The sequence below is a fragment of the Flavobacterium nitratireducens genome (assembly GCF_029625335.1).
GTDB classification, from domain to species: Bacteria; Bacteroidota; Bacteroidia; order Flavobacteriales; family Flavobacteriaceae; genus Flavobacterium; species Flavobacterium nitratireducens.
The window spans coordinates 1,952,597-1,965,138 of the sequence record NZ_CP121111.1 but is presented as its reverse complement, the minus strand read 5'-3'; the positions used below and the strand labels follow the sequence as shown (position 1 = coordinate 1,965,138).

Here is a 12,542-nt window from a genome sequence, read left to right as displayed (position 1 = left end):
TTTCTACAATCTAAATCGTTCCTACGGAACTTACACATTTTCATATATTTTAGAGAGCCATCGGCATAGCGACGGATTTTAATCCGTTGTAAACAATCAATTCACATTTAAAAAAACCAACTCGCCACAAAAATAGCTGTAATTACGCAAATAACATCGACTATAAGCATGGTTCCTAAAGCGTAACGGGTATTTTTGATATTCACCGAACCAAAATAAACCGCAATAACATAGAAGGTACTTTCGGCACTACATTGAAAAATACTGCTGAGTCTCCCTGTTAATGAATCAGCACCAAAGGTATTCATCGAGTCAATCAAAAATCCTCTTGAACCGGCTGAACTAAAAGGTCTTAGCAAGGCAACAGGCAAAGCATCGACAATTTCTTTTGTCACTCCCATACTAGAGAAAACAAATCCAAGTCCGTTGCTAATAATTTCAAATAATCCACTGTTTCTGAACAATGAAATAGCTACTAACATCCCTAAAACATAAGGAAAAATAGTAACTCCGGTTTTCACACCATTATTAGCTCCTGATACAAAAGCTTCGTAAACAGTTGTGTTGGCTTCGGTAAATTTTTGCTCTTTAACAAAAGAGAAAATCAAGGTGGCCACAATAATTCCGATTAAAATTAATGCTGAAAGATTCGTCGTAAAATAGTTTTTACCAATTAAATCCAGATGGTTTACATACATCAGCAAACCAATAATGGCAGCAATCAATACGATCAAACCCATAAGTAACGAAGCACTTTTGAAATTAATTTTTTGTTTTACTCCAACAATTAGAAAAGCGGCGATGGTACCAATAAACGAAGTGATAATACAAGGCAGCATTACATCGGCTGGATTGGCAGCATTGGCAGCGGCACGATAACCAATGATTGAAGTCGCAATCAAAGTCAGTCCCGAAGCATGAAGGCACATAAACATAATTTGGGCATCGCTGGCCTTGTCTTTTTCGGGGTTGATTTCCTGTAAACTTTCCATGGCTTTTAATCCAAAAGGCGTTGCAGCCGAATCCAATCCTAGGAAATTAGCAGCAAAGTTTAAGGTCATATAGGAAATCGATGGATGATTTTTAGGAATACTTGGGAACACTTTTACAAATACCGGACTCAACACTTTAGCCAGTTTTTCGGAAACTCCCGAAATAATTAAAAGTTCCATTAATCCACAGAAAAAGCCAAATAAGCCATCAATGGCAAAATCAAATCCAGTAAAGTACTTTTACAGGTTGGCAATAAACCATCTGATTTTTGAACGCCACTATAAATTTTTACCGTTTTGTTTTTGTAAACATAAGTAGTATCAGCATTCAGTGTGTCTCTATTGATTGTAAAGCTTTTTTCTTCTGATTTATAGATGCTGTCTTTTATAAAAGCAGGAATTTCATCAAGATACTTTTCAGAAACTAAAATAGGATCATCTTTTTTTCCGTTTAAAACATGGTCTATTGTATAATTGCTGCCTGAAAACAAACTGAAAATAACAAATGCAATTGACGAAATGAAAATAACCAACCAAAATCTGCTTAATACCATAAATTTATAATTTTTGTAAATGTAAATATTTAACCCCAAAGTTCACAAAGGCTTTTCGCAAAGAGCAGTAAGACTTTAAATAAAAGTTTAAAAAAGATTATCGCTTTTTAATTTCAATCAGAGCACTTTCTAAAAAATATTTATAATCTCTTCCTTTAGCTGTTTTCAATTTGTTTTCAAGTATAGGAATAGATTTATTGCTTCCTACTGTTTTTAAAGTTGATGCAATCATTTCCTGTAAATGTTTGTTTTTTTCTTTTTCAAAAGAATTTAATAATTCAATTTCTATATCTGGATTTTTTGCATTTTTCAATGCTATTGCTGCAGAAGTTTTCATACCCATTTTTCCGTTTTTCAAGATATTTATAATTGGAATTAAATTGTATTCCAACGGTTTGTCCATATTTGTGATTGAAATAAGAATTGTTTCTTGAATATTTTCTGATTCGCTATTTAATTTATTTACTAAAAAATCGAAAATTTCTTTATCTGATAAATTTTTACATAAATGACCTAAACAGAAATAAGCTTTTCTTCTAATTTCATAGTTTAAATTAGAGTTTTCAATAATCTTTATTAATGTATCTGCTTCTTTTCTATCAACAATTTTTTCAGCTTCTCTTGTAGCAAACCATGAAATCCATTTTCCACTTTCTATTGAATTTTTAGCAAAATATTTTTTCCAAATATTATTGGGGAAATAATATTTATTATTTGTCATTTCAATTAAAAGTTTTTCTACTGGTAATTTCGCAAGTTTCTTTTTTAATTGATTTTCAAAAAGTTTAGTAAAAGTAAAACCATCTCTAAATATTTTTAAACATGTATAATCTCCTCTTCAATCAATAAATCTTCTCTTCGCAAACGCAGGAAAATCTGAGCTACAGCAATGGTGTCTTTTTCGCAATAGGTTACAATTCGGTCAATATCTTTTTCGACATAAAAAACATGACCTACCTGACTACCATCGATATCGCCTTTTGGAGAAGGAATTCCAAGCACTTTACACATGAGTTTTAAGGAAGTGAAATGCTTGTAATCGCCAAATTTCCACAATTCTAAAGTGTCCAAATGCGGAATTTCCCAAGGCTTTTTGCCAAAAAGATTCAGTTTATCTGGAATGGCAATATTATTAATAATCATACGGCGGGCGATAAAAGGAATATCAAATTCCTTAGCATTGTGACCACACAATAGGTGTTGCGGTCCATTGAAATGGTTGTTCAACAGATTGCTGAAATCTTTTAATATTTTCTTTTCTTCTCCAAAAAATGAAGTTACTCTAAAGTTTCGTATGTCATTTTTATTTGCAAAGAAACCAACGGATATACAAACAATTTTTCCAAATTCCGCCCAAATCCCCGCACGCTCATAAAATTCCTCAGCCGAAATTTCTTCCTTGCGCTGGTATTGTGTTTTTTGTTCGTACAAAGCTTGCATTTCCGAATCCAATTCGTTGAAATCGGCTGTTTCAGGAACCGTTTCAATGTCCAGAAATAAGATGTTGTTGAGATTTATTTTTTCAATCATCAGTTTTTGTTTTTACAAAATTAGTGTGCTCCCAGCATTTTATAGCTTTCTTCCAGATATACGAATAGGTCTTTACTATGCGGATTTTCGATAGTTCCCTTATTTTCCTTGTTTCCTAATCGAACAATGATTAACTGATCTTCAGGAATCACAATCACATATTGGCCTAAATGACCTCGCATATAAAAAAGCGGTTTGTTTTTGTATTGGCTTAGCCACCAACCATAACCATATTGAGGCGATTCTTTAAAACGTGGTCTTACTGATTTGGCTACAAAAGTACTGTCTAAAAGTTGTTGGCCGTTCCATTTACCGTTATAAAGATAGAGTTTTCCAAAACGGGCAAAATCCCTAGCGTTACTAGCTACACAACAGAAAGCCTTTACCAGTCCTTTTTTATCGGTTTGCCATAAGGCATCACTCTCGGCACCCATAGGTTTCCAGAAAGATTTCGAAACATAATCGGCTAATTTTTTGCCTGTGGCTTTCTCAATGCACATGGCCAGTAATTGAGTGTTTCCGCTTAAGTATTTATAGGTCTTCCCTGGTGTGTCGATTCCTTTTAAACCCAAAATAATGGGGGTTAAATTGTCATCAAAATAGGCTTGAGTGGTAATGGAGAAAGGGCTGTAGTAAGCTTCATCCCAGTTTAATCCAGAAGCCATAGAAGCCAAGTCACCCACAGTCATTTCGGCCGATTTTCCTTTGGAGAATTCAGGAAAAAAGTCACTGACTTTCTGGTCTAAACTTTTAATTTTTCCTTCCATGATGGCTTTTCCTAAGGATGCCGATACGATACTTTTGGCCATGGAAAATGAATTTGATTTGGAAGCTGCAGCGTAATTATCATAATAGTTTTCGTTCCAGATACTATCGTTTTTTATAATTACAAAAGCGACTGTTCCCATTTCTTTATGTAAGTCTTCTAATTTAGAAGTTGGTTTTACCTTGTTATAATCTTTGGCTAAATTCCAGGGTTGTGGTTGATTGCTTTTCTGAATGATTGCATTATCAAAGTATTTGTAATCATCCAAAAAAGCTGTTGAATGTCCGTTGAGGTAGGTCACCCGAACTGCTCTTAATAAATAATCCTTTTTGAAAATATAAAGTGAAAGTATCATAAGTCCTATCACAATAACGAATCCTATTAGAATTTTTTTGAGTTTTTTCATGGATTTGGATTTAGCTTCGGTACGAATTTACATAAAAAAAGATAATTCAAATTATCATTTATGCTTTTAATTAAACCATTCAGGAGTTAAGATTCTTCGTTTTCTTTGCGTAAAACTTTGTATCCTTTGCGGTAAAGTTAAATCTTAATTTATCTTAATTTCTTAATGGTAAAAAGTATTTTAAAACAACAATTCTTGTTTTCGTGCTGGATTTTCGTGTTCCAACAACCACTTTTTACGCCACAATCCACCGGCATAACCCGTGAGTGAACCATCGGTTCCTATAACTCTGTGGCAGGGAACTACAATCCAAAGCGGATTTTTTCCGTTTGCGGATGCTACTGCTCGAATGGCTTTGACATCTCCTAATTTTTTGGATAAATCCAAATAGCTCATCGTTTTTCCAAATGGAATTTCGATTAATGATTGCCAAACTTTTTGTTGAAATTCGGTTCCTTTTGGATTTATTTTGAAATCAAAGTCTGTTCTTTTTCCATCAAAATAGTTCTGAAGTTGATGCACGGCTTCTTCTAAAACAGCAGGAATTCTTTCGGTTATTTTTCCATTTTCCTGAATGGATATTTCCGAAATTCCGTTTTCATCACCAATAATTTTAGCGATTCCTAATGGAGTTTTGAAAAAAGTGGTTTCTATATTACTGTTCATTTTTACTATTTTTTTGGGTCAAAAAGATGATTGCTTTTTGAGCTATTTCTGATGGATTTCCTTTTGGTGTTGCCAATAAAATATCCGTGAATCGTTGTGATTTCTTTAATTCTAAAAAGGTCAATTCGGGATAATTATGTGTTTTTCGAATGGCAGAAGGAACAATGGAAACCCCCAGTCCGTTCTTAACCAACTGAATAATTGAAGAAATATTGTTGGATTCGTGTACGACTTTGGGACTGAAACCATACTGCGCACAGATTTCCAATAAAGCATCATAAAAATGCGGCGCATAGTCTTTGTTGAAAAAAACAAAGGTAGCTGATTGTAAGTTTTCCAAATCCTCTTCAGACGGAATGGAATATTGATTCTTATTGAAAACCAATGAAAATCGGTCTTTGAACCACAACTGCGAATCGATTTTTGGAGAATGTAAAGGCGCACGGATAATTCCAAAATCAATTTTACCTTCTTCCAAGGCTGCTATTTGTTTCACAGTAGGTACTTCATACAATCGAAAATTGACATAGGGATATTCATTCGACAAATACTGAATCAATTTTGAAATATCTCCTGAAAAAGTAGAACTCACATAAGCAATCCTGAATTCACCACTTTGATTTTCAGATATTTTTTTGGTTGTTGCGTTAATACGTTCCAAATTTTGAAGCAATTCTTGAACTTCTTTTTGGTAATATTTACCAGCTTCGGTTAGGATAACCCTTTTGTTATTGCGTTCAAAAAGGGTGGTACCTAGTTCGGTTTCCAGTTCCTTAATCTGACGGCTCAAAGGGGGCTGCGAAATAAATAACTTTTCGGCAGCGCGGACAAAGCTGCGTTCTTCGGCTAATTTGAGGAAATATTTAAGGTGGCGTAATTCCATAAATACCTAATAAGTATTAATAATTGACAAAATAAGTATTTTTAAGTCATATATAAAAATTCTAGGTTTGTGAAATAGAAATCTATTTCGCTGATTATTAGCCACGAATTCACGAATTAATTTTGAAAATCGGAAATCAAGAATTATACGAATCAATTAGTTAAGCTTATTGTTAGTGAAATATTGAATTTAGTTAAAAATAATAGTTCGTGAATTCGTGGCAAATAACAGATCCAAACAATTAAAAATTGAATTATGAAGAAATCAACAGTTGCAGAAATCAGAGAACGTTTTGATAATGAGGTAGAACGTTTTTCTAATGTAGAAACGGGGCAAGTGGCTACTATGGATGCTACCATTGCTTTGGAATTAATTACAAGTACGGCAAAAGCTGTAAAACCAAATGCCAAAAGTATTTTGGATTTAGGATGCGGAGCGGGAAATTATACCTTGAAAATGCTTTCTAAAGTGGCTGATTTAGATTGTACTTTGATTGATTTGAGTCAGAATATGTTGGACAAAGCCAAAGAGCGGGTTTCTGCTGAGACGAGAGGAAATGTAGCTACTATTCAGGGTGATATTCGGGATGTCGAGTTGCCTAATAATCAGTTTGATATTGTTTTGGCGGGAGCCGTTTTGCATCATTTACGTGAAGATTCCGATTGGGAAATGGTATTCCAAAAATTGTATGATAGTTTAACGCCTGGAGGCTGTTTTTTAATTTCGGATTTGTTGGTTCAGGATCATGCTGAGGTGAATCAAATAGTTTGGAAAATGTATGCTAATTATTTGATAGGTTTAGGAGGGAGGAGTACCAACAAAAGGTTTTTGATTGCATCGAAAAGGAAGATACACCACGCTCGATGAGTTATCAATTGGACTTGATGAAGAAAGTTGGTTTCTCTTCGGTAGAGATATTACATAAAAATGCCTGTTTTGGCGCTTTTGGAGGAATAAAATAAACAAAAAAACCTTTCTGCAAATGAAAGGGTTTTGAGTATTATTAAGTGTGTTTTATTAGCAAACAGCTTCTTCGATAGTTTCGTTATAGGGAAGGTTGAAAGCATCGGCTACACCTTTGTAAAGAATTTTACCGTTAGCAATGTTTAATCCTTTCTTCAATTCTTCGTTCTCCGCACATGCTTTTTTCCAACCTTTGTTTGCTAATTGTAATGCATATGGTAAAGTTGCATTAGTCAACGCTAACGTAGAAGTATAAGGAACCGCACCTGGCATATTAGCTACACAGTAGTGAACGATATCGTCAATGATGAAAGTTGGCTTTTCGTGAGTGGTAGGAGTACAAGTCTCGATACATCCACCTTGGTCAACAGCAACGTCAACAACTACAGTTCCAGGACTCATTAATTTCAACATATCACGAGTAATCAAGTGAGGTGCTTTAGCTCCAGGAATTAATACCGCTCCAATTACTAAATCAGCAGTTGCGATTTCTTGACAGATGTTGTAGTGGTTAGACATTAATGTAGTTACGTTAGCAGGCATAATATCATCTAAGTAACGTAAACGAGCTAAGCTTAAATCCATGATAGTTACCTGCGCACCAAATCCAGCAGCCATTTTAGCAGCCTGAGTACCTACAACTCCACCACCAAGAACAACTACTTTTGCTGGTTTTACTCCAGGAACTCCTCCTAAAAGGATTCCTTTTCCTTGTAATGGTTTTTCTAAGAATTTAGCACCTTCTTGGATAGACATACGTCCAGCTACTTCTGACATTGGAACTAATAAAGGCAAACTACGATCTGCTTTTTCAACCGTTTCATAAGCTAAACATATTGCTCCGCTTTCGATCATTGCATGTGTTAATGGCTCACAAGAAGCAAAGTGGAAGTAAGTAAATACTAATTGATCTTTTTTAATTAATGGGTATTCAGAAGCGATAGGCTCTTTTACTTTGATGATCATCTCAGCAATTTTATAAACAGCTTCAATTGTAGGTAAAATTTCAGCTCCAGCCTCTACATAAGCAGCATCACTAAATCCACTGTTGATACCTGCATTTGTTTGCACATATACAGTATGTCCAAATTTTTTAAATTCAGCTACACCAGATGGAGTAAGTGCTACACGATTCTCATTATTTTTAATTTCTTTTGGAACTCCGATTATCATAGTTAGTAGTATTAGATGATTGATTGTTATTTCAGTACAAATGTATTCATAAGTGTTTTTTACTGATTAAACTACGTTTAAATAAGAAAATTTTCGTTTTATTGTTTATTTTTACACAAATTATTTCTGGTTTGTTCACTTAATCGTTTTCGTAACAGAAATTTTTTCTTTTGTAGTCTTTTAATAAAATGAAATGTTATGGTATTGGACGAAACGGATAAAAGAATTTTGCGCTTATTGCAGAAAAATGCACATTATAAGCTAAAAGATATTGCTGCTAAAATCAACTTGTCATTGACTCCAGTTCATGACCGACTAAAGCGATTAGAGCGGGAAGGTATTATTGATAAATATGTGACTGTTTTAAACAAAAAAGAAACTGGGAAAGAACTTAACGGTTTATTGTCAGGTGACATTGGTCAAGCAGAATTATGATATCTCGGTAGTTTTTAATCAAGCTATCCTCAATATGCCAGAGGTGGTAGAGTGCAATTTTATTTCAGGTAGTTTTGATTATTTACTTAAAATTGTTTTGGAAGATATGGAGAGTTATCATCATTTTCATCAAAAAAAACTCTCTGTATTGCCTGAAGTTTCATTGATCAATAGTTTTTTTATTATCTCAGAAGTAAAGAATACGACGATGTTGCCCTTATAAACACAAAAACCATTCGATGTTCCGAATGGTTTTTGCTTTTTTTGATGACTTAGGATTTATTTTAAATGCGAATTAATGTATGCTTCTAATCCTTCTAATTCTTTGTCAGAAAATGTTTTTGTTAGGTTTAGATTCGCCTGCATTACAGCAAATTGAGACGGATCTACAATAGCATCGCTTTCTCCTTTTAAGAAAGTGACGATGCTAGCATTTTTATCTTTATAGATTTTTGCAATTTCTTTCAAGCTTGGTCCAATTAATTTTTCCTCTGATTTATGGCAGGAAATACAATTTCCTTTGCTTTCAAAGATTACTTTACCTAATTCTTCAGGTGCCAATTCTTTTTCTTCCGTAGCAACGGTTGTTTGATGTTCTTCATTTCCAAATGATTCCTGACTTTCTTTCTTACAGGCAAAGGTTAATAGAATCAGACTCAAGAGTAGTAATTTTTTCATTGTTATAAATTTTATACACCAAATATACTTTTTAAGAGGCGATGATAAAATGATTAATATCAGTTTATTGGTTCAAAAGAATGGCTGCTTCTTTAGCGAAATAAGTCGAAATCAAACTAGCACCGGCTCTTTTGATGCACATTAACTGTTCCATCATGATTTTGTCATTATCCAGCCATCCACGTTCGGCAGCGGCTTTAATCATGGCGTATTCACCCGAAACATGATAAACGGTTACCGGAACATTTACAGCGTCTTTTACTTCGCGTACGATGTCTAAATAAGCGATTCCCGGTTTTACCATAACCATGTCGGCACCTTCTTCAACATCCCAAATAGCTTCTTTAACCGCTTCAATACGGTTTGCATAGTCCATTTGGTAAGTTTTCTTGTCTTTTGGTACCACAACATCGGCTTCCTTAGGTGCAGAGTCCAAAGCATCGCGAAACGGCCCGTAAAAAGCCGAAGCGTACTTTGCCGAATAACTCATAATCCCCACGTTTTGAAATCCTGCGGTATCCAATCCCTGACGTAAACGCAATACACGTCCGTCCATCATGTCTGAAGGTGCTACGAAATCGGCTCCGGCTTGTGCATGAGAAACCGCCATTTTTACCAAAGCTTCTACCGTAGAATCGTTTTCGATATCGCCATTAGCGATGATTCCGTCGTGACCATAAATGGAATACGGATCTAAAGCCACATCTGGCATTACAATCATCTCCGGACAAGCAGTTTTAATCGCACGAATAGCCTGTTGCATCAATCCATTAGGATTCCAAGCTTCTTTTCCAGTATTGTCTTTTAAATCTTCACTTACTTTTACATAAATGTTTACTGCACGAATGCCTAAAGCGAATAATTCTTTTACTTCTTCTACCGTTAAATCAATCGAACGACGAAAGATTCCCGGCATAGAAGGAATTTCTACTTTTACATTTTCGCCTTCGGCAATAAACATAGGAAACATAAAATCCGAAGGACTTAAAGTTGTTTCTCTAACTAAACTTCTTATTGATTCGTTGACTCTTAAGCGACGACCTCTGTGTATTGGGAACATAATTATTATTTTTCAAGCTCCGTAGGAGCGTAATATTTATAGTTTATTTTCGATTCGTGATGTTAGCTCCAGAGGAGCGACATGTTAAATATCTTCGAATAAATATTCGTTTTTAAAATCAACATTAAACAATTTTAAAAATTCGACATATTCTTCTTTAAATGTTTTTGTTTTATGGTGTTCTTCCTGATTTTGAATATAATTGATAACATTAGTTAATTGCGAATGGCTATAAGTGAAAGCACCAAATCCTGTTTGCCATTCAAATTTACCATTTATCCATGCTTTTTCGTTGATGAATCGGGATGAATTTGCTTTGATATCTCTGACCAAATCAGATAATGCTTTATTGGGCTTTAATCCAATTAGAATATGAATATGGTCAGGCATTCCGTTGATAGCAATCAATTTTTGATCTTCATTTGTGACAATTCCTGTTATATATTTGAATAATTCATCTTTCCATTTATTGGAAATCAGATTTTGTCTTCCTTTGACGGCAAAGACAATTTGAATATATAATTGCGTATAGGTATTTGCCATTCGAAATAGATGTTAATTAAAATTTGTCATTCCTACGGGATTCAATATAGATTGCATAAAATGTTTCTATAAATATGTCGCACCGATGGTGCTTTTTTTTAAATATTGTTTATTGCTACAAATATATCGCTCCTTCGGAGCTGCTTCAAAAATGATAAATCAACAGCTATAAAAATAACGCTTCTACGAAGCTATCCAATCAACTGGTTTTTCTAATACTTTCAATAACTTTTCTTCTTCGCTTCCGGCTTCCGGATGATGGTCGTATGCCCATTGTACATGCGGTGGTAAACTCATCAGGATACTTTCGATTCTTCCATTGGTTTTTAAGCCAAATAAAGTGCCTTTATCGTGAACTAAATTGAATTCTACATAACGACCACGACGGATTTCCTGCCAGGTTCTGTTGGCTTCAGTGTAAGGAAGATCTTTTCTTCTTTCTACAATTGGAACATAAGCCTCTAAGAAGCTGTTTCCAACTTCTGTAACGAAATTGTACCAATCGTCCATTGTCATTTCTGGAGTGGCTTTTAAATAGTCGAAAAACAAACCGCCGACACCTCTGGCTTCATGTCGGTGAGCATTCCAGAAATAATCGTCACATTTCTTTTTATAATTCGGATAAAACTCCGGATTGTGTTTGTCACAGGCCGTTTTACAAGTTTGGTGAAAATGCTTAGCATCTTCCTCAAACAAATAATAAGGCGTTAAATCTTGCCCGCCACCAAACCACGAATTGATAACGCTACCATTATCATCATACATTTCAAAATAACGCCAGTTGGCATGCACCGTTGGTACCATTGGATTCTTAGGATGAATCACCAAACTCAGTCCGCAGGCAAAGAAATCAGCTTCGCCAACGTTGAACATTTTCTGCATCGTATCCGGTAATTTGCCATGAACGGCTGAAATGTTCACGCCACCTTTTTCGAAAACAGCACCGTTTTCAATCACACGGGTTCTTCCGCCGCCACCTTCTGGACGGTCCCATAAATCCTGACGGAATTGAGCAACACCATCTATCTTTTCTAATCCGGCACAGATTTGGTCTTGGAGGTTTTGTATGTATTGATAAAATTTGTTTTTCATTTTGTGATTAAATAATCATGATTAAAAAGACAATTCCTATTAAGAATAAAAAAGGTAGGCTAATGTATTCGTAATCAGTATAGTATTTCTTTTTTGAAATTAAATTAATTATTGCAATTATTAATAAAAATAAAAGTGATAAAATAGGAGTAAAGAACATCAATGCAGTAATCATATATCCGGCACCACAAGGAGGATGATTTTTAAATGACTCTATTTTAAAAATATAAAAATATAAAACAAATAATACCCATAGACTATGAAGTCCAATAGGTAAAATGTTGTTCTTATTAATAATTTTTAAGTATTTCAAAATCTTTATTTTACAAGATATTCTGACGGTTTTCTTTTTATCTTAAATTACTTTTTGCAGTGGCAATTTTATTAAAAATTCCAAAAGAAAACATCTTGCTTTCCGCTTGGATATAATTGTAAATTGCGATGGCTTTTTCTAAAAAATGAAATTTATTCTGCTGAGACATTTGCACTAAAATATCTGCAAATCGTTCCTGTTGCTCCCAGTCTAAATGACAACGTTGTATCAGTTGAATCAATTCCTTTTCAGGAATTTCATTTATTCTTTCTAAGCTTAAACCAAAACCTTTTAACTGCTCATCAATAGCCGGGAAATCTTCGTCATCCAACTTTGGTACAAAAACCAAAGAATGCAATGTTCGAAAGATATTATCAATTCGAATGCTTTCCTGATCTCTAAGTCCTTTGTTGAGCATTTTTTGAGTTGTTGGTTGTCGGTTTATGGTTGATAGTTTTTTATCCAACAACTATCAACCATAAACTATC

The 12,542-nt window shown here is 34.4% G+C and carries 14 protein-coding genes and 1 pseudogene; 3 read left to right on the top strand and 12 right to left on the bottom strand.

The genetic code is table 11. The annotated features are described in order from the left end of the window. Nucleotides 1–107: 107 nt before the first annotated feature. The 6 genes and pseudogenes from P5P90_RS09340 to P5P90_RS09310 all read right to left on the bottom strand — a co-directional run bounded on the left by P5P90_RS09340 (nucleotide 108) and on the right by P5P90_RS09310 (nucleotide 5,797). Nucleotides 108–1,546: pseudogene (locus tag P5P90_RS09340) on the bottom strand (nucleoside recognition domain-containing protein). Between the two features lie 97 nt (nucleotides 1,547–1,643). Continuing rightward, complete coding sequence (locus P5P90_RS09330) at nucleotides 1,644–2,267, bottom strand: HEAT repeat domain-containing protein (RefSeq protein ID WP_278034440.1); 624 nt, start codon at nucleotides 2,265–2,267, stop codon at nucleotides 1,644–1,646. Nucleotides 2,268–2,362: 95 nt separating this feature from the next. Then, nucleotides 2,363–3,076: a 3'-5' exonuclease gene (locus P5P90_RS09325; protein ID WP_278034439.1), complete on the bottom strand. Its 714-nt coding sequence runs from the start codon at nucleotides 3,074–3,076 to the stop codon at nucleotides 2,363–2,365. Between the two features lie 20 nt (nucleotides 3,077–3,096). After that, on the bottom strand, nucleotides 3,097–4,248 hold the full coding sequence (locus P5P90_RS09320) for a serine hydrolase domain-containing protein (RefSeq protein WP_278034438.1): 1,152 nt from the start codon (nucleotides 4,246–4,248) through the stop codon (nucleotides 3,097–3,099). 180 nt (nucleotides 4,249–4,428) lie between these two features. Next, the gene (locus P5P90_RS09315) at nucleotides 4,429–4,914 is read right to left on the bottom strand and encodes a methylated-DNA--[protein]-cysteine S-methyltransferase (protein WP_422851710.1); all 486 of its coding nucleotides are present in this window, start codon (nucleotides 4,912–4,914) and stop codon (nucleotides 4,429–4,431) included. Further along, nucleotides 4,904–5,797 carry a LysR family transcriptional regulator gene (locus tag P5P90_RS09310; RefSeq protein ID WP_278034437.1) on the bottom strand — a complete coding sequence of 298 codons (894 nt, stop codon included), beginning with the start codon at nucleotides 5,795–5,797 and terminating at the stop codon, nucleotides 4,904–4,906. The genes P5P90_RS09315 and P5P90_RS09310 overlap by 11 nt, the downstream gene beginning before the upstream one ends. Before the next feature lie 255 nt (nucleotides 5,798–6,052). Between P5P90_RS09310 and P5P90_RS09305 the strand changes: the two genes are divergently transcribed. After that, nucleotides 6,053–6,664: a class I SAM-dependent methyltransferase gene (locus P5P90_RS09305; protein ID WP_278034436.1), complete on the top strand. Its 612-nt coding sequence runs from the start codon at nucleotides 6,053–6,055 to the stop codon at nucleotides 6,662–6,664. Nucleotides 6,665–6,814: 150 nt separating this feature from the next. Here the strand turns inward: P5P90_RS09305 and ald are convergent, their stop codons facing one another. After that, nucleotides 6,815–7,933 (bottom strand): alanine dehydrogenase, encoded by a 1,119-nt coding sequence (gene ald, locus P5P90_RS09300; protein WP_278034435.1) that lies wholly within the window; start codon nucleotides 7,931–7,933, stop codon nucleotides 6,815–6,817. A gap of 198 nt (nucleotides 7,934–8,131) precedes the next feature. On the opposite strand from ald, the gene P5P90_RS09295 reads away from it, so the two are divergent. After that, nucleotides 8,132–8,368: an Lrp/AsnC family transcriptional regulator gene (locus tag P5P90_RS09295; RefSeq protein WP_278034434.1), complete on the top strand. Its 237-nt coding sequence runs from the start codon at nucleotides 8,132–8,134 to the stop codon at nucleotides 8,366–8,368. 34 nt (nucleotides 8,369–8,402) lie between these two features. Continuing rightward, nucleotides 8,403–8,591, top strand: coding sequence for an Lrp/AsnC ligand binding domain-containing protein (locus tag P5P90_RS09290; protein WP_278036503.1), 189 nt, complete (start codon nucleotides 8,403–8,405; stop codon nucleotides 8,589–8,591). 56 nt (nucleotides 8,592–8,647) lie between these two features. On the opposite strand, the gene P5P90_RS09285 is transcribed toward P5P90_RS09290, so the two are convergent. The 5 genes from P5P90_RS09285 to P5P90_RS09265 all read right to left on the bottom strand — a co-directional run bounded on the left by P5P90_RS09285 (nucleotide 8,648) and on the right by P5P90_RS09265 (nucleotide 12,472). Continuing rightward, nucleotides 8,648–9,046, bottom strand: a complete 399-nt coding sequence (locus tag P5P90_RS09285; protein WP_278034433.1) for a c-type cytochrome — start codon at nucleotides 9,044–9,046, stop codon at nucleotides 8,648–8,650. A 64-nt stretch (nucleotides 9,047–9,110) separates the two neighbouring features. Further along, nucleotides 9,111–10,106 (bottom strand): porphobilinogen synthase, encoded by a 996-nt coding sequence (hemB, locus tag P5P90_RS09280; RefSeq protein ID WP_278034432.1) that lies wholly within the window; start codon nucleotides 10,104–10,106, stop codon nucleotides 9,111–9,113. 84 nt (nucleotides 10,107–10,190) lie between these two features. Further along, complete coding sequence (gene tnpA, locus P5P90_RS09275; protein WP_278034431.1) at nucleotides 10,191–10,649, bottom strand: IS200/IS605 family transposase; 459 nt, start codon at nucleotides 10,647–10,649, stop codon at nucleotides 10,191–10,193. 183 nt (nucleotides 10,650–10,832) lie between these two features. After that, nucleotides 10,833–11,741, bottom strand: a complete 909-nt coding sequence (gene hemF / locus P5P90_RS09270; RefSeq protein ID WP_278034430.1) for an oxygen-dependent coproporphyrinogen oxidase — start codon at nucleotides 11,739–11,741, stop codon at nucleotides 10,833–10,835. A gap of 350 nt (nucleotides 11,742–12,091) precedes the next feature. Beyond that, entirely contained in the window at nucleotides 12,092–12,472 is a 381-nt protein-coding gene (locus P5P90_RS09265; RefSeq protein WP_278034429.1) for a hypothetical protein, read from the bottom strand. Nucleotides 12,473–12,542 lie beyond the last annotated feature (70 nt).

What these genes read in the sequence shown, in the direction of transcription:
- P5P90_RS09330 (WP_278034440.1), bottom strand. Translation starts at nt 2,267, where the DNA reads ATGACAAATAATAAATATTATTTCCCCAATAATATTTGGAAAAAATAT.
- P5P90_RS09325 (WP_278034439.1), bottom strand. Translation starts at nt 3,076, where the DNA reads ATGATTGAAAAAATAAATCTCAACAACATCTTATTTCTGGACATTGAA.
- P5P90_RS09320 (WP_278034438.1), bottom strand. Translation starts at nt 4,248, where the DNA reads ATGAAAAAACTCAAAAAAATTCTAATAGGATTCGTTATTGTGATAGGA.
- P5P90_RS09315 (WP_422851710.1), bottom strand. Translation starts at nt 4,914, where the DNA reads ATGAACAGTAATATAGAAACCACTTTTTTCAAAACTCCATTAGGAATC.
- P5P90_RS09310 (WP_278034437.1), bottom strand. Translation starts at nt 5,797, where the DNA reads ATGGAATTACGCCACCTTAAATATTTCCTCAAATTAGCCGAAGAACGC.
- P5P90_RS09305 (WP_278034436.1), top strand. Translation starts at nt 6,053, where the DNA reads ATGAAGAAATCAACAGTTGCAGAAATCAGAGAACGTTTTGATAATGAG.
- ald (WP_278034435.1), bottom strand. Translation starts at nt 7,933, where the DNA reads ATGATAATCGGAGTTCCAAAAGAAATTAAAAATAATGAGAATCGTGTA.
- P5P90_RS09295 (WP_278034434.1), top strand. Translation starts at nt 8,132, where the DNA reads ATGGTATTGGACGAAACGGATAAAAGAATTTTGCGCTTATTGCAGAAA.
- P5P90_RS09290 (WP_278036503.1), top strand. Translation starts at nt 8,403, where the DNA reads ATGCCAGAGGTGGTAGAGTGCAATTTTATTTCAGGTAGTTTTGATTAT.
- P5P90_RS09285 (WP_278034433.1), bottom strand. Translation starts at nt 9,046, where the DNA reads ATGAAAAAATTACTACTCTTGAGTCTGATTCTATTAACCTTTGCCTGT.
- hemB (WP_278034432.1), bottom strand. Translation starts at nt 10,106, where the DNA reads ATGTTCCCAATACACAGAGGTCGTCGCTTAAGAGTCAACGAATCAATA.
- tnpA (WP_278034431.1), bottom strand. Translation starts at nt 10,649, where the DNA reads ATGGCAAATACCTATACGCAATTATATATTCAAATTGTCTTTGCCGTC.
- hemF (WP_278034430.1), bottom strand. Translation starts at nt 11,741, where the DNA reads ATGAAAAACAAATTTTATCAATACATACAAAACCTCCAAGACCAAATC.
- P5P90_RS09265 (WP_278034429.1), bottom strand. Translation starts at nt 12,472, where the DNA reads ATGCTCAACAAAGGACTTAGAGATCAGGAAAGCATTCGAATTGATAAT.